This window comes from Burkholderia sp. S171 (assembly GCF_009766085.1).
GTDB lineage: Bacteria > Pseudomonadota > Gammaproteobacteria > Burkholderiales > Burkholderiaceae > Caballeronia.
Genome location: NZ_LMUF01000023.1, coordinates 1 through 25,977, shown reverse-complemented (window position 1 = coordinate 25,977; position 25,977 = coordinate 1). Strand labels below are relative to the sequence as shown.

19 protein-coding genes are annotated in these 25,977 nt (G+C 60.0%); 11 read left to right on the top strand and 8 right to left on the bottom strand.

Features of this window, described 5'->3' with window-relative positions; all coding sequences use genetic code 11:
* Positions 1-119: 119 nt before the first annotated feature.
* Positions 120-728 (bottom strand): response regulator transcription factor, encoded by a 609-nt coding sequence (locus GSQ93_RS11535; protein WP_367889749.1) that lies wholly within the window; start codon positions 726-728, stop codon positions 120-122.
* A 26-nt stretch (positions 729-754) separates the two neighbouring features.
* A complete protein-coding gene (locus tag GSQ93_RS11530) occupies positions 755-2,275 on the bottom strand; it encodes a nitrogen regulation protein NR(II) (RefSeq protein WP_158935776.1) in 1,521 nt (506 codons plus the stop codon).
* Positions 2,276-2,949: 674 nt separating this feature from the next.
* On the opposite strand from GSQ93_RS11530, the gene GSQ93_RS11525 reads away from it, so the two are divergent.
* The 6 genes from GSQ93_RS11525 (at position 2,950) to GSQ93_RS11500 (ending at position 10,551) form a co-directional block, all read left to right on the top strand.
* Positions 2,950-5,406 (top strand): hypothetical protein, encoded by a 2,457-nt coding sequence (locus GSQ93_RS11525; RefSeq protein WP_158935775.1) that lies wholly within the window; start codon positions 2,950-2,952, stop codon positions 5,404-5,406.
* A gap of 212 nt (positions 5,407-5,618) precedes the next feature.
* A complete protein-coding gene (locus GSQ93_RS11520; protein ID WP_158935774.1) occupies positions 5,619-5,915 on the top strand; it encodes a hypothetical protein in 297 nt (98 codons plus the stop codon).
* Positions 5,916-5,965: 50 nt separating this feature from the next.
* Positions 5,966-6,841: a DUF2092 domain-containing protein gene (locus tag GSQ93_RS11515; RefSeq protein WP_158935773.1), complete on the top strand. Its 876-nt coding sequence runs from the start codon at positions 5,966-5,968 to the stop codon at positions 6,839-6,841.
* Between the two features lie 14 nt (positions 6,842-6,855).
* Positions 6,856-7,656, top strand: coding sequence for a hypothetical protein (locus tag GSQ93_RS11510; protein WP_158935772.1), 801 nt, complete (start codon positions 6,856-6,858; stop codon positions 7,654-7,656).
* A 184-nt stretch (positions 7,657-7,840) separates the two neighbouring features.
* Positions 7,841-8,602, top strand: coding sequence for a hypothetical protein (locus GSQ93_RS11505; RefSeq protein WP_158935771.1), 762 nt, complete (start codon positions 7,841-7,843; stop codon positions 8,600-8,602).
* A gap of 635 nt (positions 8,603-9,237) precedes the next feature.
* On the top strand, positions 9,238-10,551 hold the full coding sequence (locus GSQ93_RS11500) for a TAXI family TRAP transporter solute-binding subunit (RefSeq protein ID WP_158935770.1): 1,314 nt from the start codon (positions 9,238-9,240) through the stop codon (positions 10,549-10,551).
* A 50-nt stretch (positions 10,552-10,601) separates the two neighbouring features.
* On the opposite strand, the gene pta is transcribed toward GSQ93_RS11500, so the two are convergent.
* Positions 10,602-11,651, bottom strand: coding sequence for a phosphate acetyltransferase (gene pta, locus GSQ93_RS11495; RefSeq protein WP_158935769.1), 1,050 nt, complete (start codon positions 11,649-11,651; stop codon positions 10,602-10,604).
* A gap of 121 nt (positions 11,652-11,772) precedes the next feature.
* A complete protein-coding gene (gene xsc, locus GSQ93_RS11490) occupies positions 11,773-13,608 on the bottom strand; it encodes a sulfoacetaldehyde acetyltransferase (RefSeq protein WP_174254606.1) in 1,836 nt (611 codons plus the stop codon).
* Positions 13,609-13,867: 259 nt separating this feature from the next.
* Between xsc and GSQ93_RS11485 the strand changes: the two genes are divergently transcribed.
* On the top strand, positions 13,868-14,842 hold the full coding sequence (locus tag GSQ93_RS11485; RefSeq protein WP_158935851.1) for an AAA family ATPase: 975 nt from the start codon (positions 13,868-13,870) through the stop codon (positions 14,840-14,842).
* Positions 14,842-16,593 carry a cobalt chelatase gene (locus GSQ93_RS11480; RefSeq protein WP_158935768.1) on the top strand — a complete coding sequence of 584 codons (1,752 nt, stop codon included), beginning with the start codon at positions 14,842-14,844 and terminating at the stop codon, positions 16,591-16,593. The genes GSQ93_RS11485 and GSQ93_RS11480 overlap by 1 nt, the downstream gene beginning before the upstream one ends.
* An 87-nt stretch (positions 16,594-16,680) precedes the next feature.
* Here GSQ93_RS11480 and GSQ93_RS11475 read toward each other — a convergent pair whose 3' ends face one another.
* On the bottom strand, positions 16,681-17,841 hold the full coding sequence (locus tag GSQ93_RS11475; protein WP_158935767.1) for a 2-aminoethylphosphonate--pyruvate transaminase: 1,161 nt from the start codon (positions 17,839-17,841) through the stop codon (positions 16,681-16,683).
* A 492-nt stretch (positions 17,842-18,333) separates the two neighbouring features.
* Here GSQ93_RS11475 and GSQ93_RS11470 point away from each other — a divergent pair, with 492 nt between their 5' ends.
* Positions 18,334-19,086: an IclR family transcriptional regulator gene (locus GSQ93_RS11470; protein WP_158935850.1), complete on the top strand. Its 753-nt coding sequence runs from the start codon at positions 18,334-18,336 to the stop codon at positions 19,084-19,086.
* Between the two features lie 153 nt (positions 19,087-19,239).
* On the top strand, positions 19,240-20,151 hold the full coding sequence (locus GSQ93_RS11465) for an NAD(P)-dependent oxidoreductase (RefSeq protein WP_158935766.1): 912 nt from the start codon (positions 19,240-19,242) through the stop codon (positions 20,149-20,151).
* 29 nt (positions 20,152-20,180) lie between these two features.
* On the opposite strand, the gene GSQ93_RS11460 is transcribed toward GSQ93_RS11465, so the two are convergent.
* The 3 genes from GSQ93_RS11460 to GSQ93_RS11450 all read right to left on the bottom strand — a co-directional run bounded on the left by GSQ93_RS11460 (position 20,181) and on the right by GSQ93_RS11450 (position 24,771).
* Entirely contained in the window at positions 20,181-21,572 is a 1,392-nt protein-coding gene (locus tag GSQ93_RS11460) for an MFS transporter (protein WP_158935765.1), read from the bottom strand.
* 131 nt (positions 21,573-21,703) lie between these two features.
* Positions 21,704-23,329: an AMP-binding protein gene (locus GSQ93_RS11455; RefSeq protein WP_158935764.1), complete on the bottom strand. Its 1,626-nt coding sequence runs from the start codon at positions 23,327-23,329 to the stop codon at positions 21,704-21,706.
* Entirely contained in the window at positions 23,326-24,771 is a 1,446-nt protein-coding gene (locus GSQ93_RS11450) for an aldehyde dehydrogenase family protein (protein ID WP_158935763.1), read from the bottom strand. Before GSQ93_RS11450 ends, GSQ93_RS11455 begins: the two co-directional genes overlap by 4 nt.
* Positions 24,772-24,973: 202 nt before the next feature.
* Between GSQ93_RS11450 and GSQ93_RS11445 the strand changes: the two genes are divergently transcribed.
* Positions 24,974-25,738: an IclR family transcriptional regulator gene (locus GSQ93_RS11445; RefSeq protein ID WP_158935762.1), complete on the top strand. Its 765-nt coding sequence runs from the start codon at positions 24,974-24,976 to the stop codon at positions 25,736-25,738.
* Positions 25,739-25,977: the final 239 nt, after the last annotated feature.

Genomic DNA, 25,977 nt, shown 5'->3' with positions numbered 1-25,977 from the left:
CCAGACATGGTTCGACGCTGAATCCAGACTATGACAAATTGGGGGATCCTGATATGGGACCTTGGTCCAACATCAGCAGGGAGATATGCGCGGTTCGTGGCGACACCGGCTGTTCAGCGTCAGGCTGACTGGCCGTGTGCAAGGGGGATGCAGACTTTATCGATAACGCGCACCAGGTCGACAAGCGAGTGCGCCTCCATCTTCTCCATCACGCGGGCGCGGTGGACCTTGATCGTCTTTTCAGCCACACCCAATCTACACGCGACTTGCTTGTTGGGCCGGCCTTCAACGAGAAGCGCCAGCACTTCGCGCTCGCGCGGCGTAAGCCGCGCCATACGGCCGTGAATGCAGTCGAGTTCAGAGCGGCTCAAGAGAGCTCGCGAGGAGACCCGCAGCGCGTTTTCTATCGCTGGCAGGAGGTCAGAGTCGCTCACCGGTTTAGCCAGGAAATCAGTTGCACCGGCTTTCATCGCTCGAACTGTTGTCGCGATGTCGCTGTCGCCTGTGATGAAGATGATAGGCAATGCGCTGTTGGCGGCGTTGAGTTCGTTCTGCAATTCGAGGCCGTTGATGTCGGGGAGTCCGACGTCCAGTACAAGACAGGCACAATCTTCAAAGTGAGGATGGCATTCGAGGAATTCTTGTGCGGATCCGAAGGATTCAACGCAATAACCCGCAGCGCGTATCAGCCGCGTCAACGCGCGACATACCGCGGCATCGTCGTCCACCACAAAGACCGTTGACGTTGGCTCGCTCATGGCTGCCTCCTTGGAACGCTTCGCCCTGCCCTGGCGCCAGTGGGCAATGTGAAATAAAAGGTCGCCCCGTGATCCTCGTTGTTTTGCGCCCAGATGCGTCCTCCGTGCATCTCGACAATAGACCGGCTAATTGAAAGTCCAAGGCCCAGTCCGTCTCGCTTGGAGGTGAAGAACGGCAGGAACAGTTTGTCGAACGTGTTGCCGGCGAGGCCGGTTCCGCTGTCTCGTACCGCTACACGCAGGGTGTCGCCCTCTTCAAGGGTGACCGCAATAGCGACCTCACGATCGAGCGCGGGACGGGATTCCAATGCGTCGAATGCATTGAGCAATAAATTCAGCACGACTTGCTGCAATTGGACCTTGTCGCCGTCCACAGGCGGCAGCTCCGGGGTCACCGCCACCCGCATGCGAATTCCACGCACGATCGCATCGCTATGCACGAGCAAGGCCACGTCCCTGATGACGCTTGCCACACTCAGCGGTGCGGCTTCGAGGTCACCTTTTTTGACGAGGGCTCGAATCTTCCGGATGACTTCGCTTGCGCGATGAGTGTCATCCACAAGGTCATGCAATATCTCCCGCACCTCGCCAAGGTTGACCGGCTCTGTCGCGAGGAAGCGTTGCGCTGCCTGGGCGTTACTTAATATGGCCGTGAGCGGCTGGTTCAATTCGTGTGCGAGCGATCCGGCAAGTTCGCCCAGTGTGGAGACGCGAGTCAAATGGGCAAGCTGTTGGCGATTTCGCAGCAACTCGTATCGCTCAGTGCGATCGATCACGATCGTAAGCGTACCTGTTTCGCTTTCCCACGAAACTGGATTGATGGCGACTTCCGCCGGAAACTCCGTGCCGTCCCTGCGTCTCGCGACCAGGTCCCGGTGGCCGTCCGGCTCTCTGCCGCCGATCGCCAGTTCCACGCTGACGGAGTCCGCGCCGCTGACGTTGAGTTGCAATGCAGGAACCAGCTCGCGTACAGCTACGCCGATCAACTCTTCCCGGGAATAACCGAAGAGTTTCTCCGCTGCTGCATTGGCAAAGAGGGTTTTCCCTTGCGGATTAACCACCAGGATGGTCAGCGGCAACAGATCAAGGGTGGCGCCAAACCGTTCGTCGTACCGAGACTGCCGCTCGGCACTCCGCGAGCCACCGGCCGCCTCTGTGCGCGATTTGACGTGGCACGGTTGCAACTCGTTCTCATTCGCTGACGAGGTCCGACGAAAACGCCCCCTGGACAGCAGGGCGAGATGCGTGTGGACGATATGGCGGCCAGATAGTCTTGGCGGGCGGAGACCCGCACTGCGGCGAATGTTTGTCTGATCCAGACCAGGCTTGGCAGGCTGTTCCCTATCCGCCGCTTCATCAGCTGCCGCGAAGGCATAGTTGTTATATCTCTGCCGAGACAAATCAGCGTCGACAGGCGACCCAACCGCGGGCGCCAGCGAGTGTATTCGTCTAAGTTGCAAAACAATCAGTAGTACGATCAATACCGCCACTGCAACAGCAGCAGAAAACGTGGTCATGACGCCGTGCTCCCTCAGAAGCTCGAGCAGGCGTGCGAGAACCCGGGCGCGCCGGACTTCGAAAGGTCCGACTTCGCGAGGGCTTGTGTCCGCGCATGCACCTGCCGAACAAGCATCGTGCGACATCGCAACGAGAACGCCGTAGATTCCTGTTCCACGATGTCTCGAGCGGGGTATTTAATTTATTTCTTGCGGCGTGTTTGCTTGAAACCAATAGGCAATAACCGCCTACGACGCGAAACGGTGCGTCAGGAAAACCACTTCTCATGATCCGTATCTGACCGGCCTCATGCCGACGGGTAACGAATACTCATCCAGAGCTTAGACGCTGCATTTGTTTCCGTAAAGCGTTTCGTTGCATTCCGTAAAGCAATTTTTCTCAATCGGTCGCCGATACCGGTCGCTGGCGTTTTTCCGCCTCTGCAGACACATTAAACAAATAGCTAATGGCCCCCGTATAGGACCAAGGTCCAATTGCTTGAGCTCTGGCACTCGGCTATTTTGAAACAGGGACCCGGGCTCAAATAGTCGGTAAGCGCAGCCCCTTAAATGCGGGCAGGTCCGCAATGAACTGATGATAATCAAATTACTTAATACAAAACCTCGACAATCCGATCCGCGCTTCTCAAGCGCACCGTTATCCGAATTCGATTGACGCTGGGAGGCGCTTGAACATGGCGATGCTCGTAAAAAGCCGCTCAGCAAAGCGCATCGCTTTGGCGCTCACGCTCGTTGCGTCAGGTTTTCCCGGTCGCGCGATGGCAACCGATGCGGGTTGGCCCCGTGAGCGCGAACAAGACGGCACTCGCCTTGTGCTTTATCAACCGCAAATTGACGACTGGAAGCAGTTCAAGCAAATAAACGGTCGGATGGCCATTTCGCTGACTCCGAAGGGCGGGCAGCCGCAAATCGGCGTGGTGACGCTGCAGATGGACACCGAGACCGACATGGACAGCCGTACCGTTCTTCTCAGCCATCCCACCATTACGGGCACCTCATTCCCGGGGGCGGACCCGGCGGCGTCCGAAAAACTTGATCGACTGGTCCGGACCTTCCTTAAGCCCGACGCGACGCTGACGATATCGGTGGACCGTCTGGTCGCGAGCGTCGATCAGAAAAACGATTTGCCAGCCATCGCCGTCAAGAACGATCCACCGGCTATTTTTGCCAGTTTCGGACCCGCGATTCTTTTATTCGTTGATGGCGATCCCGTACTCGCTCCAGTCGCGGGCACTGATATGCAAGCGGTGATTAATGCGAGTTGGCCCCTCTTTCTCGATAGCGCCACGCATCAGTATTATCTTTTCACCGGGCAACGCTGGGTTATGTCGAGCGACCTGAAAAGTGGATGGAAAGAAGCACCAAACCTCCCCGCGAAAATGGCAAAAATTTCGGCCGACCCGCAATGGGCGTCGCTCAAACAATATATCGGCGCGACGTCCCATCATGCGGGAAAAGCACCGGCTGTGTATTACAGCCAAGTGCCAGCGGAACTTATTACCTTTTCCGGCAAACCCGTCTTTATTTCGATTCCCGGCACAAAGCTCACATTCGCTACAAACACCGACAGCGATTTGTTTATTGATTCGCCAACCGGCGCGTATTACTACCTGAGTGCCGGACGCTGGTTTTCGGCGCCTGGGCCCACTGGCCCATGGAGTTACGCGACAGACCAGTTGCCGGCGGATTTCGCCAGGATCCCGCCGAATAGCCCGGCGGGAAGAGTGCTGAGTTCAGTACCGGGAACACCGGAAGCGAGGGATGCGGTATTGCTCGCGCAGATTCCCACCACGGTCGAGATCAATCCCGCCGCAGCGGCGGCTGCAGTCAAGGTTTCGTACAGCGGCGAACCTACGTTCAGCCCGATTTCCGGAACTTCGATGTCCTATGCATCCAACACACCGGCGAAAGTGATCAAGGTGGAGCAACGCTACTACCTCTGCTCACAAGGTGTATGGTTCGATTCCAGTTCGCCGGGTGGTCCGTGGCAGACGACTAGTGTCGTACCGCAGGTGATCTACACGATCCCGCCCAGCTCGCCCGTCTACAACGTGGTCTATGTGACGCAACAGGTGACACCCACGGGAACGGTCCAGGCAAGCTATACGGCGGGCTACCTGGGTGTGTTTATCGCGGGAGCGGCGCTGGGTGCGATCGTCGCCCAGGGCAACGGTTACTACTACCCTCCTTACGTCGCCATCGGTCGTGGACCTTATCCGGTTTATTATCCGCGTCCCGCCCCTTACGGCTATCGCACCTATAACCCTTATACCGGTGCAAGCGGCGTACGGGGCGCGGCTTACGGCCCTGCGGGAAGCGCGCAATGGGGCAACTCATACAACCCCTACACCGGAACCTACGCACGGGGAGCAACCGCTTCCGGGCCTGGCGGAAGCGCGTCCGTGGGGCAGGCATACAACCCAAGGACGGGCGCGTACGGCGCCACGCAACAAGGCTCGAACGCCTATGGTCAGTGGGGAAGCTCGGTCGTCACGAAGGGCAACCAGTGGGCCGCGACACAACACACCACAACGTCGAACGGCACGGCCGGCAGCTTCCAGAACTCCGCGGGCGGCAAGGCGGTCGCTGGCCAAGGCGCCAACGGCAGTGCTGCCGCGGGCAAGACCGCTAACGGCAATATGTACGCAAGTAAAGATGGCAACGTGTACAAAAACACCAATGGCAGCTGGCAAAAATACGATAACGGCTCATGGTCTGCAGCCAACAAATCGAATGCGCCCGTGTCGTCTGCCGCGCAGCAAAAGTCTCCATCGACCCAGACACAACGCAGCGCGACGGCAGCGGGCGGCAATCCCCCGCAGGCTAGACCCGGTGCACCGGCGAATCAGCAACCGCGCCCCTCTACGGCCACCGGGGGAAAGACCGCTCAGGCAGCCTATCAGCCACAGCGCACCGCTGCTGCCCCGAGTGGGAATGCGCAACGCCCGACGCAAGCGCCGATGGCTCAACAGGGAGCCGCAGGCGGCCAAGCGCGACCGGCCAACACGGGCGGGGGAGCCTATGGACAGTTGAATCAGGATATGCAGAACCGGCAACGAGGAGCGGCCCAGAGTCAGCGTTTTTCGCAATCCGGGAATGGTGGCGGCAGAGGCGCGGCCCTTCGTCGATAAGTGAGCATGGCAACGCTCACGTCCACGCCGATATTGGACCAAGGTCCAATATCGGCATTCCGGCCCGTGTTCTAGTCTTCTCTTACCGAAGCATGCTTGATGACATCGTTTCGGGCGCGCAGCAGCAGCGGAAAAAGTTGCCCTCCCTTAAAAAGTGACGACCCCGGCGTGGGGACGCCCAGCACCCAGCGCGACACATTCTGGAGGAACTCATGAGCAGGCATCTCTTATGGTTTGCAATCCTACCGATGTTGCTAGCCAGCGAAACCGCCTCAGCTCAATATCCAGTGCTGGACGCGGTCGCCGGCAAGGTCATCCAGAAGTACCAGGGCTCGTCCTGCGAGCAGTTATGGCAAGAGAAAGCTCAGCAACAGGGGCGCCCGCGGCCTCCACGAGAGGAACAGGCCGTGCAGTTGCTGCGCAACGACCCTCAGATGCGCGCCCTGTTCATCGATAAAATCGCCGCTCCTGTTGCCAACAAAATGTTTGAGTGCGGCATGCTCCCGTGAGTATTGCCGGCGCGCCGCTAAAACGGGTTCAGTCAACGACGAGGCCGCGAGTGACCTACGAGAAATTGCTGTCGCGCATCACTGTTGCCGCGCTGTTGGCGTTCGTGGTCGCGAGCGGCAACGCCCAGCAGTCGCAGCCGGCGCACAAGACATCGAAAGCAGTCTCCACCAGAGCAGCTAATGCGGCCGGCCTTGCATTCCAGCCCGGCCTCGAGCCACGGGCGATTGAAGTCCTGAAGACCGCATGCGCCAAACTTGCCGCCGCTAGATCGATGACTTTCACAGCGGTCGTCTCCTACGAAAGCCCGAGCCGCCTAGGCCCCCCGCTCGTCTATTCCACTCAGTCGGAAGTCAGCATGGTGCGCCCGGACCGGCTTAAGGTCATCACCGCCGGCGATGGTCCCGCTTCGGAATTTTATTACGACGGCAAGACGATGAAAGCATTTGCTCCGTCGCAGAATCTGCTCGCCGTGGCTGATGCGCCACCGACTATCGACGCTGCGTTGCAGGTGGCCTTCGACTCCGGGTCCATCTATTTCCCGTTCACCGACGTGATCGTGGCTGATCCCTACAAGGATATCGCCGATGGACTGACGACCGCATTCTACATAGGGCAGTCGTCCGTTGTCGGGGAGACCACCACCGACATGGTGGCGTATGTCACCGGGGATGTGTTCGTGCAGATCTGGATCGGGCGGGACGACAAGCTCCCCCGCCGCATCTATGCCATCTACCTCAACGATCCCGCCCGGCTGCGTCATGTCCTGGAACTGTCCAACTGGGCGCTGGATCCCGTCCTTCCCTCAGATGCCTTCGTTGTCAACGCTGCCAGCGCTTCACGTATTGCGTTTGCGCGTCCGGACGCGAGTGATGCGCAAGGGATGAGGCCGCCACCGAAGAAGCGTACGTCCACCAAGACCCAATGACCAGGAGACGCATCATGAAGACCGGCGTCATCCGCCTGCTGAGTCTGCTTATTCCGGCGCTCGTGTCAGGTTCCGCGGGAGCGTGGTCTCACGCTAACGCCTATGGTGGCAGTACTTCGCATGCCTATGGATCAGGGTCGACCACCCGCAGCGACGCAGGCGGAGGTAGCGAAACACACACCTACGGCCAAGGCACGACTGCGACCGGACGCTACGGCGATACAGCAACCCATCAGGAAGGATCGGGGCAAACGACCGCCACCAATCACTACGGAGGGAGCGCGACGCACACCTACGGTCAGGGCACCACCGCCACCAACGGCTATGGCGGGACCGCAACCCATGCAACCGGGTCCGGCTATTCGACCTACACGAACGCCGCGGGCGCGACCGCGTATCACAGCCCCTATTACGGCGCCAGATATCCCGCCTATCATCCGCCGACCACGGTGAACAACTATGGCTCCGGCTGCTACAACTGCGGCGGTTGGTCCACAGCGGGAGCGGCCGCCGCAGGTGCCGCAGTCGGTGTCGTGGCCGGTGTTGCCGTGGCGTCGGCCAACAACGCAGCAGCCACCTCCAATGCCTACAATGCCGGCGTGATGGCTGGGGCAACGGCTGTTGCTGTGCCTGTGAGCTATCCGGTACCCGTCGTCAGTGCAAACTTCGCGATGGGCGCGATCTATGCAACGTTACCCGGCGGCTGCATCTCACCCCAGGTTGCCGGCGGCACCTACTACTTGTGCGGTAACACATGGTTCCGGCCGTCATACGGCGCAAACGGTATCTACTACCGTGTAGTGCCCGCACCCTGAGGTCGTCATCCATCAGGTCCCGGTAATACGACAACCATCCCAGGTCCGATGGACTTTGCCTCCCCGATCAAGGCCTGCGCTCAGACCATGACAGCTGCCGAAGGTACCGTTTGCTGGACCACGGTCGCCCTGTCAGATACCCATACGCGCACAACACGCTCGACCTAAGGCGGAGGATTCAAGGGTGGACCACCTCGTTATCGCGTCGATCGTGTTTGTATGTGTCTTTGGTAGCGGGCTGCTTGGTCTGTATCTGCGCGCACTGCTCCCGGCACACCACCTGAATGACGAGTCGATCGGTGTCATCAAACTGGCGACCGGCCTGATCGCGACCATGGCCGCGTTGGTGCTGGGGCTGCTGATCTCGTCGGCAAAAACGTCATTCGACACAGCCAACAGCGAGGTTATGCAGAATGCAGCCACCGTCGTCCAGCTCGACCGCGTATTGGCGAGGTATGGACCGGAAACCCAGGAGATTCGTGCGTCGCTCAAGCGGAACTACGCCGGCGCGGTCCAGGTACTCGCATCAGGCGATGCTGCGCAACTGGCAAAACTCAATAGCCCTGACGCCATCAACAGGTCAGAAGATTTCGAACGCAGAGTGGAGGAACTTGCTCCATCCAATGACACGCAGCGCGGACTTAAAGCGCGCGCCATCCAGCTCGTCGATCAGGTATATGCGGCACGCTGGCTCACGCTGCTACAGGCAAAAGGCTCGATCCCTGCACCGCTGCTGATCATTCTCGTGGCGTGGTTATCCATTATCTTCGGCACCTTCGGCCTGTTCACTCCCCGCAACGGGACGGTCGTGGCAGCGATGGTCTTGTGCGCCCTGTCGACGTCTGGCGCGTTTTTCCTGATTCAGGAAATGAGCACGCCGCTTAGCGGCACGGTGAGAGTGTCAATCGCGCCCATGCGCGACACGCTGGGCCGCCTCGACGAATAACAACCACGCGACCGAGATGGTTCGAAAAACGTTTGAACATTTCCCATGACATCCGGAGGTCACCATGAGAATTCTTGCGCTGTTAGCGTGCATCGTGTTTTCCACCAGCGTATCCGCGGAGTGCAGAACCGCTGCGACTGGCCGTACCGTTTGCAATAACGGACAACAGGCTGGCGGATATAACCCGAACAGTGGCACCGCGTGGAAGTCCGACAGGAATCAGAACGGCGTAGCGACAACTCAGACAAGCAAGGGCGGAGAAGCAAAGACCAAGAACGGCAAGGGTGTCTACAAAAGCCCGTCCGGAAAGACCTGCATGAGGACCGCCAACAATCAAGGCTGCAATTGAGCGTGCGTGTCAGCACGGCCCGGTGTGATGCAAGCGTAGCGACGGCAGCCCTTGCAGTCTTAACAAGGATAATATGATAAAGGTGACGTATATAAGCGATGAGAAAAATTGTTGAACGGCGTTAGGTTTCGTTTCCTCAGCGTTCAACCTCCTCTCCTTCCAGAGCATGCCCATCCATCCGTGAAGGACAGGCTCTCAGGTGCAGCCCGCGCACGAGAGACCTGACGAGAGAGGCCGAGCAATGCCCAGGCACAACCCAGCGCTTCATCGCAGTCAGAAAGCCCCCATGACACCGGGGCGCAGGTGGTTCCTCATCATTGGCGCCATACTGCTGATTGCCGCTCTAGGCTGGGGGCTGGCGATCGTACTGAAGCCTGCTATCCAGCGCACCATCGTCATTACAACAGGGGCGGACAACGGTATCTATCGCGGCTTTGCGGATCGGTATGCGCCCCTCTTGAAGCGCGACGGCATAACGCTTGATATCCGCAGTTCTTCGGGCTCGATCGAAAACTATCAGCGACTGAAGGATCCTGACAACGAGTATGAAGTTGGCTTTATCCAGTCAGGCACCACCCGCCCGAAAGAGGCGGACAACTTGCAGACGATCGCTGCCGTTTCATACGAACCGATCTGGGTGTTTTATCGTGGCAATGCGAGCGGTACAACCGATATAACCATCAACCGGCTGGCACAGCTACGCGGCAAAAGGATTGCCATCGGCGTTCCTGGCAGCGGCCTGCTCAACGTCGCCCAGGTATTGCTCTCTTATAGCGGCATCACCGGCGACAACACCACGCTGCTGGAAATGGATGCATCCAAGGCGTATGAAGACCTCGAAAATGGCACGCTGGATGCGGCTTTCTTTATTGGCAGGCCCGATGCTTCCATGCAGCAGACGTTACTGAACAGCAATCTCAAGCTGATGAGTTTTGCCCAGGCCGACGCCCTGGTGCAAAAATTCCCGTCGCTCTCCAAGATCATCTTTCCGCGTGCATCGACCAGCGTCGTCAATGATCTTCCGCAGGCCGATGTCACCCTGCTGGCCGCAACAGCCCTGCTCGTGGCCAAGGACACGCTGCACCCTGCTCTCGCCTACCTTCTGCTGGAAGCGGCTAAAAACGTGCATGGCGGCGAAGATTACTTCACGCCGCTCGGCGCGTTTCCCAACCTGAACACCGATGAATTTCCCATCTCCGATGAAAGCACGCGCTACTTCAAATCCGGCCGTCCTTTTCTGCAACGATACCTTCCGTTCTGGCTGGCCAGCTTTATCGAAAGACGGCTGCTAATCCTGCTGCCCTTCATGGCCTTGCTGATAGGCTTGCTGCAAGCATTGCCGCGCATGGCACAGACACGGATTAAGAACCGGCTCGTGGTCTGGTATAGGGAGATCAAATCGCTGGAAGATGAAATATGGAGAACCCCGCAACCCACCCCGGACCAGATTGCGCAATGGCGCGAAGAGATCGAGAACATCGATGCGAACGCCAGCCAGATAAGGATGCCTCAACGTTATTTTCAGGACGTTTATGCCCTCAAGCAGGCGATCGGCATTGTGCGGGAGCGGATTTTACAGGTGGCTGGAAAGGTTCACTGACTGGTGTTTCTGTTCGCGAGGTCGGCCGCGCCGAAGCGAGCTGCGCATCATCACAACGGGTGACTGTCGATGCGTAAGTCTGCGAGTGTTTGTGTGGTGACCAAGGTCGCTTGCGCCTGCACCACGGTCACGGCAATGACGTAATAAATATCCTCTGCGCTGCAGCCGCGTGACAGATCGTTGGCGGGCTTTCGAAGGCCCTGCAATAACGGACCGATCGCCTTTGCGCCGCCCACCCTTTCCGCCAGTTTATAGCTGATATTGCCGGCCTCCAGACTCGGAAAGACCAGCACGTTGGCCCGGCCGTGGACGTTCGAGTGGTCTATCTTGCGTTCAGCGATCTCCGCGACGAGCGCCGCGTCGAGCTGCACATCGCCGTCGATAGCAAGGTTCGGGCGCTGCTGCCTGACCAGGCGGGTTGCTTCCACCACCTTGTCGACCGCTGCATGCCGGGCACTGCCGCTCGTCGAGAATGACAGCATGGCCACGCGCGGCTCATCCATCAGAAGGTTCTGCGCGCTATCCGCTGCCGCCATCGCGATCTGCGAGAGCTCATCTGCATTCGGGTCCACGACCAGCCCGCAATCGGAGAAGATAAGACCGCCTTTGAGCGTGTGAAAGGGTTCACACAACATCATCAGGAAGAAACTGGAAATCAGCTTGAACGACGGGTCGACGCCGATAATCTGGATCGCGGTGCGAACCACGTCGGCCGTGGTATTGACCGCGCCTGATACCGACCCATCGGCATAACCTAGTCGCACCATCAGGTTAGCAAAGCAAAGGGGCTTAAGCACTTCCCGCTTGGCCTCGTCCAGCGTCATGCCCTTGCCGGATCGAAGTTCGAAGAGGCATCGGCACACGGATGGCCCGAGCGGCGAAGTAGTCGGATCCACCATTTCGATGCCGGCCAGATCGATACCCTCACTGGCCGCCACTTGCAGAATGTGCGGTACATCCCCCACCAGAATCACTTGGGCAATGCGCTCTGTGGTCACGCGTTGCGCCGCCTGGAGAACCCGCGGATCCTCCGCTTCGCTCAGTACGATGCGCATGGGATGAACGCGGGCGCGCTCGATGATGCGGTTAATCGGCTTCATGGGTCACTCAGTCACGGCTGCCAAAGACAATAGCCTAGTGCTGGAAACGGCAGCGGCCCGTTTCCAGCATGTCAGGTTCCACGAGAGCCTGATAAGGCCAAGCCCCCGTAAGTTGGAACGTTCACACGTAGTCTTTGTACTTATCAAGCAACCGCACGGGTTTAGCGAGTGCATCACGGCGGAACGGATCGCCGAGTTCGCGTGTACACATGATCTCGATGATCGTGGTCTTGCCGTGATTCATCTGCAAATCGATGGCACGCTTGAGCGCAGGTCCCACGTCCTCGAGCTGATTCACCACGATCCCTTCGGCGCCCATCGCCTTGGCGATCTCCGCAAAGCTCTGGTTATCCAGTTCACCCGCCACGAAACGCCGGTTATAGAAATCGACCTGGTTCTTCTTCTCCGCGCCCCACTGCCGGTTATGAAACACCACCGCCGTCACTGGAATGTTGTGACGCACGCAGGTCATGGTTTCCATCAGGCTCATGCCCCAGGCGCCGTCGCCGGCATAGGACACCGCCGGCCGATGCGGCGCTGCCACTTTCGCCCCGATGATGGTCGGAAACGCGTAACCGCAGTTGCCCCAGCTCATCGCGGCGAAGAAGCTGCGCGGCTTGTTAAAGCGCAGATAACTGTTGGCCACCGAGTTGATGTTGCCAATGTCAGTGGACACCATCACGTCCTCGGGCATCGCCTTCTCCAACTCGCGCAACACCTGACGCGGGTGCAGATACCGGCCACCGCCCGGGGGCCGCTCGTGGCTCTGCTCCTCGATCATGTCCAGGCTGTAGGCATCGCGCTCGTGCGTCCACTCGTCGAGTTCCTTCTCCCATGCCGCCTTCTCCGCCGCGATCTGGCGGGCGCGTTCTTCACGCGTGGCATCGCTTACCAGCGTGCGGCCATCGAGCCGCTGGCTCAGTGCAATAGCTGCCGCTTTCGCATCGCCGCAGATGCCCACGGAGATTGTCTTCACGAGCCCGAGCATCTTGTGATCGGCATCGATCTGGATGATCTTCGCGTCCTTGGGCCAGTAGTCCATACCATGCTGCGGCAGCGTGCCGAAGGGTCCGAGACGCGAACCGAGCGCGATCACGACATCGGCTTGCGCCAGCAGCTTCATGGCCGCCTTGGAGCCCTGATAACCGAGCGGGCCGCACCACAGCGGGTGCTTCGCCGGAAACGAATCGTTGTGCAGGTAGCTGTTGACTACGGGTGCGCCAAGACGCTCGGCCAGCGCCTGGCACTGCTCGATGGCATCGCCCATCACCACGCCGCCGCCTGAAATGATGACCGGGAACTTGGCCTGCGCGATCAATTCTGCCGCTTCGTTCAAGCTCTGTTCACCGCCGGGGCCGCGATCCAGGTTCTGGGGTTTCGGGATCTCGGCCTTGATCTGGCCGTAGAAGTAATCGCGCGGGATATTGAGCTGGGTCGGCCCCATTTCGGCCTTGGCGCGATCGAAACAGCGTCCGGTGAATTCAGCCATGCGCGCGGGATGCGTGACGTGGCCCTGATACTTGGTGAACTCCTGGAACATCGGCAACTGGCGGGCTTCCTGGAAGCCGCCCAGTCCGATACCCATGGTGCCGGCCTCAGGCGTCACGATGACCACCGGGCTATGCGCCCAATAAGCCGCAGCAATGGCGGTCACGCAGTTACTGATGCCCGGCCCGTTCTGACCAATCACTACGCCGTGGCGCCCGGAGACGCGCGAATATCCGTCGGCCATGTGACCCGCGCCCTGTTCGTGGACCACGGGAATCAGACGAATACCGGCTGGCGCGAAGATGTCCATCGCGTCCATGAAGGCCGAGCCCATGATGCCGAACATCTCGGTGACGCCGTTGGCGGCGAGCGTTTCAACGAACGCTTCAGACGGGGTCATGGCCTGGGGGCCGGTGCGCGCGGCGGCGGTGGCGGTAGCGCTGTTGGCTGCTGGGTCTTGCTCGCTCATGGTGGTGTCTCCGGATTTATCAATAAAACGGAACGAAAGGTTCCGAAAAGCTCGTTTCATGAGCAAAGATAAAATAAGATCGATCCACCGTCAATCCACATTTACAATAAACGGTATGATTTGTATCTAAAAAAGAAGAAAGCTATGATGAACACCCAGTAAGCCGGCCGCGAGACAAACACGTTGCCGCGCTGACACAAGAGAGGAGACGGCAGTGACTGATGGCGCGACGAGCGGTGCAACGGGCGTGACGGGAGCAATGAACGAGCCGGACAAAATGGTCTCGGTACGGGCTGTGTTCGGCATCGATTCCGATCTGATGGTGCCCGCGTTCAGCGAGCCCGACGACCACGTTCCGGAAATCGACGAGGTTTATCGCTTCAATTCGGAAGTGACAACGGCGATCCTCGCCGGCTTCGCACGCAACCGCCGGGTCATGGTGCAGGGGCTGCACGGCACGGGCAAATCGACGCATATAGAACAGGTGGCGGCCCGGCTCAACTGGCCGTGCGTGCGCATCAATCTGGACGGTCATATCAGCCGCCTCGACTTGGTGGGCAAGGATGCGATCGTGGTGCGCGACGACATGCAGGTGACGGAGTTCCAGGAAGGCATCGTGCCGTGGGCGCTGCAGCGGCCGGTCGCGCTGATCTTCGACGAATACGACGCCGGCCGCCCGGACGTGATGTTCGTGATCCAGCGCATCCTGGAACGCGATGGCCGGTTCACGCTGCTTGACCAGAACCGCGTGATCCGTCCGCACCCGTACTTCCGCCTGTTCGCCACCACCAACACGGTGGGGCTGGGCAACATAAATGGCCTGTATCACGGCACCCAGATGTTGAACCACGCGCAGATGGACCGCTGGAATGTGGTCGCCACGCTTAATTACCTGCCGCGTGCAGAAGAAGCGGGAATCGTGCTCGCGCGCGTGCCGGAGCTTGCCGATGCCGCCGGCCGCGCGTTGATTGAATCGATGGTGAGCGTGGCCGAACTCACGCGCAAGGGCTTCACGACGGGCGATGTATCAACGCTCATGTCACCGCGTACGGTGATCGACTGGGCGGAGAACTGCCAGATCTTCCACGATCCGGCGCGTGCCTTTCGTCTGACGTTCCTGAACAAGTGCGACGAGGCGGAACGGCCGATCGTTGCGGAGTATTTCCAGCGTTGCTTTGGCGAGGAGCTGGATGACATGTCCGAGCGAAAGAGTCTCTCAACGGAGCTTCGCTGATGGAGACGGACAGGCAGGCAGTTCGCCGCCGCGAGCAGCGCGAGAACCTCTGCGCATCGGCAGTACGCGCCCTCACAGGCGATGCCGCACTCGACTACCGTAACGGCCGCTTGTGCCGTAACTTGCGCCCGCTGCCGCTCAATGCGCCACATCTGCGCCGCGATACGGTGGCGAATTGCCTCGACTCCCTGCGTGGTGCGGCCGATGGCGCCGCCCTGCGTCTCATGCGCTCCGATGCAACGCTGCATAGCACCTTATGTCCTACCGATCCGGTCGCGCGCCTCGTGTTCGAACTGCTTGAGCAACTGCGCTGCGAAAGCCTGACGCCGCCCGGCATGCCGGGTCTCGTGAGTAATCTTCGTCAGCAGTTCGAAGCATGGTCGCGAAAGTTCTATCGATCTGGACAGGCGGAAAACCATATCGGCAACCTGCTTTATACCGTCGCGCAGATTTCCTGGTCGCGCCTCTCGGGTTGGCCCGTGCTCGAAGAAACCGAGGGCCTGATCGAACACACGCGTGGTGCAATCGCGCCGGTGCTGGGCGTTTCTTTGGCGGGGCTGCGACGGCATCGCGCGGAGCAAAGTGCGTTCGCGGTGCACGCGCTTCAGATGGCGCACCTCGTGAGCGAAATGATCCGCGACGCGCGCGATCAACACACGCTGGACGATTCATCGAATGAGACGGATGACGAGGCCACACGCACCGCGTTATCGTTATGGTTCGATTTCGATGACACCGAGACCGCCGATGAAGACGAGTCGGTGGCGGCTGCCGTCACCGGCGTGGGGCGCGTTCCGGGGGCGCCCGGCGACAACTATCGTATCTTTACCACGCGCTACGACCAGGAGATTTATCCGGGTGCGCTCGTGCGCAAGTCGCTGCTTGCGGAGTATCGGGTACGCCTCGACGAACGAATCGCGACGCAAGGCATTAACGTGCCACGGCTGGCCCACGCGCTGCGCATTGCGCTGGCTATCCCACAGCGCGACGGCTGGTCGTTCGGAGAGGAACATGGCCGCATCGACGGCCGGCGTCTTGCGCAACTCGTTAGCTCTCCTGCTGAGCGACGTTTGTTCCTGCTGGAGCGTAAAACGCCGCTGGCCGATTGTGCAGTCAGTTTCCTGATCGACTGCTCGGGCTCGATGCGCGCGCATATTGAAGCAGTGACCGTCATGGTGGATACGCTCGTGCGCGCCCTTGATCAGGCAGGTGTGACCACCGAGGTTCTAGGTTTCACTACAGGCGCCTGGAACGGGGGCCTGGCCCGTCTCGACTGGCTGGCTCGTGGGCGGCCACCTCATCCCGGCCGGCTCTGTGAACTCTCGCACATGGTGTTCAAGGATGCATCCACGACCTGGCGGCGGGCTCGCGCCGATATCGCCGCGCTCTTCAAAGCGGATCTGTTTCGCGAAGGTGTAGATGGCGAGGCGATCGACTGGGCGTGCACACGGCTGCTTGCGCGCGACGAGCGTAGACGAATCGTGATTGTCATTTCAGACGGCAGCCCCATGGAAGGCGCCACGGTCCTCGCCAACAACGCGAGTTATCTCGACAATCATCTGCGCGAGGTTATCGCGCGCCATGAAACCGCGCGGGATGTGGAGGTGCTTGGATTAGGCATTGGGCTGGATCTCAGCCCGTACTACCGGCATTGCCTTGCGATGGATCTGTCCGTGCCGCCCACCATGGCGATGTTCGGCGAACTCGTGCGATGGATTGGCGGACGAAGACATACGGTAGGTGGCCGGTAACGGCGTGATGGAAACCAAACGCGCTTACGTCGAGCATGTCGCCCGACAAAGCGCATCAGCCTATCGTCGTGTTACCAAGCCTCCTCTCTACGCAGCCGCCGTGGCGGTCAAACTATTCACACCCATTTCATCCAGCACATCACGTACGGCCGCTATCAAGCCATGCATCTCCTTTTCGTAAAGCCGGCCGATACAGCCAATACGAAACGATTCCGCGATCGTCAGCTTGCCGGGATAGATCACATAACCACGTGCTTTGAGGCCGTCGTAGAAACGCTCGAAGACAAAGCCCTCATGGGCGGGCATCCGGAAGGTCACGATAATCGGCGCCTGCAAATCCTCTTTCAGCAAGAGCTCGAAGCCGAGCGCCTTCATGCCGTTGACCAGAACGCGACAGTTGTTCCTATACCGCCCCCCTCGCCCGCCAACGCCCCCCTCCGCATCAAATTCCTGAAGCGCTTGGTGAAACGCCACGATCACATGCGTCGGCGGTGTGAACCGGTACTGCCCGGTCTTTTCGAAATTCGCCCACTGGTCGTGCAGGTCGAGGACCAGCGTGGTGGCATTGCCTTTGGTTGCCACAAGCGCGTCGCGCCGGCACACGACGAAGCCAAGCCCCGGCACGCCTTCAATGCACTTGTTCGACGACGCGGCCACCGCGTCGGCGTGGATCGCGGGCGCATCGATCGGCAGCGCGCCGAAGGCACTCATTGAATCGATGAGATAGCCCTTTTTGTACTTGGCCGCGAGCGCGCCGATCTCGGCAATCGGATTGAGGATGCCGGACGTCGTTTCGCAGTGGACCACGAAGATATGCGTGATCGAAGGCGTGCGCTTCAGAATCGCCTCGACCTTCTTCAGGTCCGGCGGCGCATCTTCGGCCGTTTCATGGGTGACCGTCTTACGCCGGGCGATGTCGAGAATGCGTTTCGCGCGCTGACCATAAGCGCCGTTGATCAGCATGAGGACCTTGCCCGCCGGGGGCACGAAACTGGTCAGCATGGCTTCGACTGCAAAGGTGCCGGAGCCTTGCATAGGCACCGTTACATAGTCGCCCTCGCCATGAACAATCTCAGCGAGTCGCGCGAGCACCGCCTTGTTGATCGCGACAAAACTCGCATCGCGCGAGCCCCAATCGTGTGCCATCGATGCCTTGACAGTACACGAGGTAGTCAGGGGTCCGGGCGTCAGGAGAAAGGGATCGCCCGTTTCGGAAGCGGCTGGTTTGAGGACCGCGGATTGATTCATGGGAAGGGTGTCCAGTATCGATGTGTGGCGTGTAAAGGCTGCACGAAGAGTCAATGAGCGTGTGATTTTGCAGGCTGCGAGGCGTTCACGTCTGGCAAGGCCCTCAGCGCGTGCCGACATTTTAACCGCCCGTCGTCTTTTTTGAGGTCCCAGCCATGTTTCGGCATGCAATCCCACCATTATTGGATACAAATCATACCGTTTATTGTAAATGCGGATTGACGGTGGATCGAGGGTATTTTATCTTTCATAAATATGCATTTTTCGGAATATTATGTTCCGTTTAATTTATAAAACAGAGACAACCCCGGATTCAACGTGCCGACCGACTACTCCGAAACGACCGCTACCAAGGACCTGTCCGACGTCGATGACGCGCGTTCTCGAATTCAGTTTGGCGCCCCCAATCAAAGCCGCCACGTCACCGCTCAAACGACCGAAGCCAAAAGCTTCACCTACGACTTGAACGACCCGTTTTCCGGCATGACGCAGATGAAGGAAGCAGACACCCCGACGCTGCGCACCTTCGCACTGCTCGAACATCTGGTCGCCGCAGAGGGACCGGTGTCGCTAGCCGACATTGCAGACGACGTGGGCTTGCCGAAGGCATCGCTGCATAGGATGCTGGCTTCTCTGGAAGCGAGTGGTCTCGTGATTCGCGCACCTGATCAGAAGAACGCCTATGTCATCGGGCCACGCCTGGCTCAACTGGGACTTGGCGTGATGATGCACTCCTGCGCACGCCGCCTGCGTCATGCGATCCTCGCTCACCTCGTCGCCGATCTCGGCGAAACCTGCAACCTGACCATGCTTCACGGGGCGCAAGTGCTCTATCTCGACAGGATGGAAGCACCCTGGCCGTTGCGTCTTGATCTGAAACCTGGCTCTCACGTACCCGTTTATTGCAGCGCCAGCGGCAAGCTGCTGCTTTCAATGCAACCGCGCGAACAGCGCAGTGCGATCGTTCGCGCGTTGAAATTTGAGCGGCTCACGCCAAACACCATCACCGACCCTGAGCTACTCGACGCCGAACTTGACCGGACCTCGCACAAGCGCATCGGTATCGACAATGAGGAGTTCGTGGTTGGCATCGTTTGCGCGGCCGCGCCCGTGACGGATGCAAGTGGCCAATGCATTGCGGCCATCGCCGTGCATGCGCCCGTCTCACGGGCTCCGCTGTCACGCGCGCTCGAATTCGTCCCACGGATGCAGGAAGCTGCGCGGGCGCTTGCGAAGACTTTCTAGTTCTAGTACATCCGGGTAGCGGGAAATGGTCGCCGGTGCTGATATTTAAGGATCGATGCAGTCGCCTAGCGCTCAAGACGGGGGCAGTGCAGCAGGCGCCTCGCATCGCTGGGATAATCGAGTTTTCTCTCTCGACCCTGAAAGGATCCACCCGTGACCGAACCTGCAAACTCCTCTTCAAGCAGCCCCGTACGCCGTGTCGCGTTTCTTGGCTTGGGCGTGATGGGTTATCCGATGGCCGGCCACCTTGCCAAAGCCGGCCTCGACGTCACGGTGTACAACCGAACCTACGCCAAGGCCGAACAATGGGTAGCCGAGCACGGCGGACAGGCGGCGCGGACACCGCGCGAAGCCGCGTCGAAGGCAGACCTGGTGCTGGCGTGCGTGGGCAACGACGATGACCTGCGCAGCATCGCGCTAGGCGACGACGGCGCTTTCGCCGGCATGATCGCGGGCGCCGCCTTCGTCGATCACACCACCGCATCCGCCAACGTCGCGCGTGAACTGGCGGAGATTGCAGACGCCCGCGGGCTGGCCTTCATCGACGCGCCTGTGTCGGGCGGCCAGGCGGGCGCGCAAAACGGCAAGCTCACCATCATGTGCGGCGGTGCGCCGGAAGTGTTTGAACGCGTCCACGCTACCCTTGATCACTACGCGACGGCCGTTACGTTAATCGGACCGGCCGGCGCGGGACAACTCGCGAAGATGGTCAACCAGATCTGCATCGCCGGCCTGGTTCAGGGCTTGTCCGAGGCTGTTAATTTCGGCCAGCTGTCGGGCCTCGACATGCCGCTCGTACTCGATGTAATCGGCAAAGGCGCGGCAGCAAGCTGGCAGATGGACAATCGCGGCAAGACCATGATCGACGGCAAATTCGACTACGGCTTTGCCGTCGACTGGATGCGCAAGGACCTGGGCTTCTGTCTCGACGAAGGGAAGCGCAACGGCGCTTCCCTTCCCGTGACAGCGCTTGTCGACCAGTTCTATGGCGACGTACAGGCGCTCGGTGGGAATCGCTACGATACATCGAGCCTTATCTGGCGCCTGCGCAAGCTCAAGGGCTAATCTCAAGGGCTAACTGCAAGCGCTGAACGTCACTTGCGCCAGCGCAACGGCCGGCGCAGGTGATGCCGCTCCAGGCGCAAGCCGGGTGCTGCCTGCAAGAACGCGGGCACGCCGCCAAGCGAACCGGCCTCGGTGCGGTCGCGTTCCTCGTCGGCATCGACCGTCTTCAGCGGGTTGATGAACAATGCCGCCACCATGCCTACTGCGAGCAAGCACGCCGAGATGGTGAAGGGCACGTTGTAGCTGCCCGTCGTTTCGATCAGGTAACCAAACACAACCGGCGAGACCATGCCGGCTACGCCGAAGCCGGTATTCATCATGCCGCCAGCGGTGCCCGCATACTTGCCCGCGATATCGAGCGGCAGTGTCCAGAGCACGGGATTGGTGATCTCCAGGAAGAAGAACGACGCGGACAGGAACAGCACGGCCGTCACGGGATTCGCTGTACTAACCATTGGCATCAGGAACGCGAGCGAGCCGCCCAATCCAACTACCAGCACGGAACAGCGTGCGAAGCGCAGCCGGCCGGTCATCTTGAAGATCTTGTCGGACAGCGTTCCGCCAAGCGTGTCGCCAATCACGCCCGCCAGCAGCGGCAATGCGGTGAAGAGCGCGAGTTGCTTGAGATCGAATCCCCGCGATTCCTTGAGATAGGACGGCAACCACGTTAAATACACCCACAGCAGCCAGCCGTAGCAAAAATCGACGAAGGTCACCAGCCACATGCGGTGCATCAGCTTTCGCCACGGCGTCGCGCAATGTTTGGCACGGTCGCAGTCGCCTACGTGATAACCGATCTCCGCCGTTTCTTGCGGCGTGATGCGCCGGTGCTGTTCGGGAGAGTTCGTGAACACGAACAAATAGAGCACGGTCCACGCAAGACTGGCGACACCGAGCAGAATGAACGCATCGCGCCATCCGCCTGTTGCCACCACCGCGAGCACGAGCGGCGGCGTCACGGCCCCGCCAAGCCGGGCGAAGCTATGCGTGATGCCTTGCGCAAAGCCGCGTTCGGCGACGGGCATCCAGTAGGTAAAGGCACGGGTAGCCGTCGGGAATGCACCGCCCTCGCCCACACCAAGCATGAAGCGCAAGCCCACGAGCATCGCCACGCTGCCGGCAAAGCCGGTCGCAAGCGTCGCGACGCCCCAGATGAGCGAAAGCACGGTCAGCACGCGCTTGGGTCCGTACTTGTCGGCAAGCCAGCCACCCACGATTTGCATGACGGCATACGGATACGCGAATGCGGAGAACACAAGCCCGAGCTGGCCCGACGTCAATCCCATCTCATGCCGGATGATGGGCCCGGCCACGGCAATGTTGACGCGATCGATGTATGAGATGAAATACATCAGGCACATGACTGCGAGAATGATGTGACGCGTCTTGATACGCCGCGGTTGCGTCGCTTGCTGTTCCATGCTGTCTCCTGTCTCTTCCATGTGACGTCTTTGACGTTCGTGATCGGTGCTTCTGTATTGCCTGTTCCGTATTGCGTTTTTTGCGTTCGGTGCTTCCGTTGCGTGGGTCGATGGTGTTCGGACTTTGCGGATCAGCTCTCCAGCAACTTCAGCCGCTGTACCTTGCCCGACGGCCCGCGAGGCAGTTCATCGATCAGGCGGAATTCTTTCGGCGTCTTGAAGCGGCCGAGTTCGCGCAGACAGTGATTCCTGAGATCGGCGAGATCAAGGGCGAGCGGACCGTCGAGCGTGCGCGGAACGACGAATGCGACAATCTCCTGTCCGTACGCGGGATCCGGCAAGCCGACCGCCGCCGCATCAAGCACGCCCGGGTGCTTCAGTAAGGCCTCGTCAATTTCGCGCGGCGCGATGTTCTCGCCGCCCTTGATAATCAATTCCTTCGAGCGGCCATTGATATAGAAGTAACCCTCCGCATCGCGGTAACCAAGGTCGCCGGTGCGCAGCCAGCCGTCATCAGTGAACGCCGCTCGCGTCTCTTCCGGGCGCTTGTAGTAGCCACTCATCACCTGTTCGCCGCACAACACGATCTCGCCGCATTCGTCGTTGGCACAATCGCGGCCTTGCGCGTCGATCACGCGGGCGCTCGCACCGGAGGGCAAACCGATGCTGCCAATTCGCCTCTTATTAATGTCATATGGATTGCTAAATACTGGAGCAGCGGTCTCAGTCATGCCCATCGTTTCGATCACGCCGACACCGAAGCGTGCCTCGAACGCCCGGTGATGCTCGACCGGCAGCGCAGCCGACGCGCTGCGGCAAAACTTGAGCGCTGACAGGTCGAAGGCGCGATCGTCCTGCTGGTTGAGCAGATAAGCGACGATCGTTGGCACGACGTTGATCCACGTGCAGCCGTGGCGCGTGACATCGCGCCAAAACGTTCGGGCGGAGAAACGTGGCGCGACGACGACGGAGCCGCCGTGATGCAGCGGAGCGAGAAGTGTCACCACCAAGCCGTTGATGTGAAAAAGCGGTAGTGAAGCGAGCACGCGATCATCGGCGGTGAGCCGGTGCTCGGCTGTGATCGTGCGCGCATTCGCCATCAGGTTGTGATGCGTAAGAAGCACGCCTTTAGGCAAACCGGTCGTGCCGGAGGTGTACATCAGAAGCGCGACGTCTTCCGCATGCGGCGGGTTTTCACTGACGGTATCCAACTGCGATGTCATAGGCCGCGCCGAAAACTCCCTTGCGGCATCGGCGAGCGCGAGTTCCGGTGGCGCGAACACCGGCGCCTCAAGCGTGTCAGGCTCGGTGGTAACGACCAGGATCTCGCGGTTGAAACCCTCGTTGCGCAACGCGGCGATAGCAGTCGTGATCGCAGTTCGCGACTCCTCTGAAACAAATATCGCCCGCGTGTCGGAATGCTCGACGATATAACGCACCTGCGACGGCTGGCACAGCAGGTTCAAGGGGTTCGCTACGAGCCCGCTGTACATCGCAGCGAGGAGCAGCGTGGCCGTCTGGATGCCGTTGCCCATGAACACAGAGACAACATCGCCCGGCTTCAGGCCCACGTCGCGAAAGCGGACGTCAAGCGTCTGGCAAGCGTCGCGCAATTCGCGGAACGTCAACACGCCCGCGCGGCTGGCATTCGAAATCGCATTGGCATCTTCGTCGGCTGGCGCGAGCAGGAAGGGCTTGTCGGGGAACTGCGCGGCGCGTTCGTCTATCAATGCGCGCAAGGTGGCAGGCGTGTTCATCGGCCATACCTCCTGAAGAAATCGCCCAGTAAATCGTCCATCTCCGGCACGCGTTCTTCGATGGGGTACGCGACCCGCGTGATGTTCAGGTAATGGCGAAAGCCGAGGTTCTCGGAGAAGTTGTTTCGGCCCCACGTGCCGCAACCCATCGACAAAGAAAAAGGCAGACCATTGTCGAAATTGCCCCCCGTTGCGAGGCAATGCGCCTGATTGGAAATAACGCGGGCAACAGGCAAATTCATGCCGAGTTGCACGGCCTCGGCGGGATCGGCCGAGTGCAGGCCGACCGAGTGACCCGCGCCCATGTACGCGTAGATGCGTTGCACGACAGCCGCCGCGTCGTTGAAATCCCTCGCGCGGTAAACCGTCAGCACCGGTGAAAGCTTTTCGCCCGAAAACGGATGCTCCTCGCCGAAGCCCTCTTCCTCGACCATCAGGAAAGCGGGCGCCTTGGCCGCGACGTCATCGAGACCCGCGAGCCGCGCAATTTCAACGGCTGATTTCGCGGTGCAACACGCTGAGAGCTTGCCGTCGGTCCACATCGCCGCTTGCAGGCGTTCCTTTTGAGCCGCATCGAGTAACACGCCGCCGTTTTCAGCGAGCGCTTCGAGGGTCGGCCCATACACCGCCTCCACGATCACGACACTGTTTTCAGACGAACAACTGGTGGCGTTATCGAACGTCTTGGAGAGCCGGATTTTCCGCGCCGCGTCATTCAGATCCGCCGATGCAGCAATGATCGACGCCACGTTGCCCGCACCTACGCCGAACGCGGGCGTGCCGCTCGTGTATGCCATGCGGACATTGGCCTGCGATCCCGTTGCGACAACCAGGTCGCATTGGCGCAAGAGCGCGGCTGTAGCAGCCTTGGTGATGGGTGGCGGCAGTACCTGAACAAGATCGCGGGACAAGCCCGCCTTGGCGAATTGCGCGTGGATGAATTCGATCAGCAACGCGCACGACGAATACCCCTTCGGCGATGGCGCAACGATTACTGCGTTGCCGCATTTCAGCGCGTTGATGATCTTGTTGGCGGGCGTAGCGGCGGGGTTGGTCGACGGCGTAATCGCCGCTACCACGCCCACCGCTCGCGCGATCTCGACAATCCCTGTGGCTGAATCCTCGCTGATCACCCCGCAGGTTTTAGCGTTGTGCAAATCGCGCAGGAGACCGAGCGTCTTCCGATAGTTCTTGCGGAACTTGTCGTCGGCGTTGCCCAGGCCCGTGTCTCGTACGGCGAGGTCTGCCAGTCGCCGGTTGCGGCCCGGCTCCATGATCGCCCACGCCGCGGCGGCAGCCGCTGCGTCCAGGACCTCCTGCCCCGCGTGCTCGAAATTTTTCTGCGCCGCTCGCGCCCGCGCAACCTGTTCCGCCACATTCCGTTCCATGTTGCTGGCAACGGCGACCGTCTCTACTTCTGCTGCGCTGATATGTCCGTTCATTACGTGTTGCTCCGGCTAAATGAATCACGATGATTTGCAATCTACTCAGCCACGCGCACAGCGAAGTCCCGTTTTCCGATCTAACGCTCGCTACCCCTCCTGCAGCCGAGGAAAATGCAGATTTCGGGACATTTCGTAGTCCCGAAAAGCGATAAAATTGATGCAAATCCTCCATAAAAATTTACGACGTTCAGGAGACGGAATGTCGACGTCCAATCAATCCAACGCAGCCGCCGTGCGTGCGTTTCGGGTACTCGAAACATTGGCTCAGGCGGGCCGGCCTCTTTCGCTGACCGATCTCGTCGACGCGCTCGCGCTGCCCAAGCAGACCGTGCATCGCATCCTTGTGCAGTTGACGGATGCGTACCTCATCACGCGCGGCGCTGGCGACCGGTTGTATGAATGTTCGCCGCGCGTGCGCTCGCTTGCGGTCAACGTGCTGATGCATGCCGGTCCTGCGGCGGCGCGCCATGCGCTACTCGAACAACTGGTGGAAAAGATCGGGGAGACGTGCAACCTGACGATGTTGTCGGGTAACGACGTGGTCTATGTCGACCGCGTGGAGACGGAGTGGCCGTTGCGGATGCATTTGCAACCGGGTTCGCATGTGCCCCTGCACTGTTCTGCAAGTGGGAAGCTGCTGCTGAGCTTTATGCCCCGTGAGCGGCGCGAGCGGATGATCGAGACACTGCCGTTGCGCGCGTACTCGGAACGCACCATCATCGACCGGGACGCTTTGCGCCGCGAGTTGAGCACGACGCGCCGGCGGCTGCTCGCGATCAACAATCAGGAGCACTTGCAGGGGCTGATCGCTATTGCGGTGCCGGTGATGCTCGATCGTAATCGCGCGTGTGCGGCTATTGCGGTGCAGGCGCCAATCGGCCGGGTTGCGCTCGACGACCTGCTCGCGTTTGTGCCCGATCTGCGTCTTGCTGCCGAAGAGACGGCGAAGACTTTTCATGATTGATTGTAGTGGGGTTGGGGGTTAGTGGTCGGGGTTATGCTGGGGTGCTAGGTTTTGGGGTTAGTGGTCGGGGTTATGCTGGGGTGCTAGGTTTTGGGGTTAGCGGTCGGGGTCAGTGCTGGGGTGGTGCTTTCGGCGTTAGTGGTCTGCGTGAGTCGGATATTCTCTTTATCACTGTTAGCCACTGTGCGTGGCAGCACGTCATTTCTTTGTCCAAAGCGACAAAGAAACGAAGCAAAGAA

What these genes read in the sequence shown, in the direction of transcription:
- GSQ93_RS11530 (WP_158935776.1), bottom strand. Translation starts at nt 2,275, where the DNA reads ATGACCACGTTTTCTGCTGCTGTTGCAGTGGCGGTATTGATCGTACTA.
- GSQ93_RS11525 (WP_158935775.1), top strand. Translation starts at nt 2,950, where the DNA reads ATGGCGATGCTCGTAAAAAGCCGCTCAGCAAAGCGCATCGCTTTGGCG.
- GSQ93_RS11520 (WP_158935774.1), top strand. Translation starts at nt 5,619, where the DNA reads ATGAGCAGGCATCTCTTATGGTTTGCAATCCTACCGATGTTGCTAGCC.
- GSQ93_RS11510 (WP_158935772.1), top strand. Translation starts at nt 6,856, where the DNA reads ATGAAGACCGGCGTCATCCGCCTGCTGAGTCTGCTTATTCCGGCGCTC.
- GSQ93_RS11500 (WP_158935770.1), top strand. Translation starts at nt 9,238, where the DNA reads ATGACACCGGGGCGCAGGTGGTTCCTCATCATTGGCGCCATACTGCTG.
- pta (WP_158935769.1), bottom strand. Translation starts at nt 11,651, where the DNA reads ATGAAGCCGATTAACCGCATCATCGAGCGCGCCCGCGTTCATCCCATG.
- xsc (WP_174254606.1), bottom strand. Translation starts at nt 13,608, where the DNA reads ATGAGCGAGCAAGACCCAGCAGCCAACAGCGCTACCGCCACCGCCGCC.
- GSQ93_RS11485 (WP_158935851.1), top strand. Translation starts at nt 13,868, where the DNA reads ATGAACGAGCCGGACAAAATGGTCTCGGTACGGGCTGTGTTCGGCATC.
- GSQ93_RS11480 (WP_158935768.1), top strand. Translation starts at nt 14,842, where the DNA reads ATGGAGACGGACAGGCAGGCAGTTCGCCGCCGCGAGCAGCGCGAGAAC.
- GSQ93_RS11475 (WP_158935767.1), bottom strand. Translation starts at nt 17,841, where the DNA reads ATGAATCAATCCGCGGTCCTCAAACCAGCCGCTTCCGAAACGGGCGAT.
- GSQ93_RS11470 (WP_158935850.1), top strand. Translation starts at nt 18,334, where the DNA reads ATGAAGGAAGCAGACACCCCGACGCTGCGCACCTTCGCACTGCTCGAA.
- GSQ93_RS11460 (WP_158935765.1), bottom strand. Translation starts at nt 21,572, where the DNA reads ATGGAACAGCAAGCGACGCAACCGCGGCGTATCAAGACGCGTCACATC.
- GSQ93_RS11455 (WP_158935764.1), bottom strand. Translation starts at nt 23,329, where the DNA reads ATGAACACGCCTGCCACCTTGCGCGCATTGATAGACGAACGCGCCGCG.
- GSQ93_RS11450 (WP_158935763.1), bottom strand. Translation starts at nt 24,771, where the DNA reads ATGAACGGACATATCAGCGCAGCAGAAGTAGAGACGGTCGCCGTTGCC.
- GSQ93_RS11445 (WP_158935762.1), top strand. Translation starts at nt 24,974, where the DNA reads ATGTCGACGTCCAATCAATCCAACGCAGCCGCCGTGCGTGCGTTTCGG.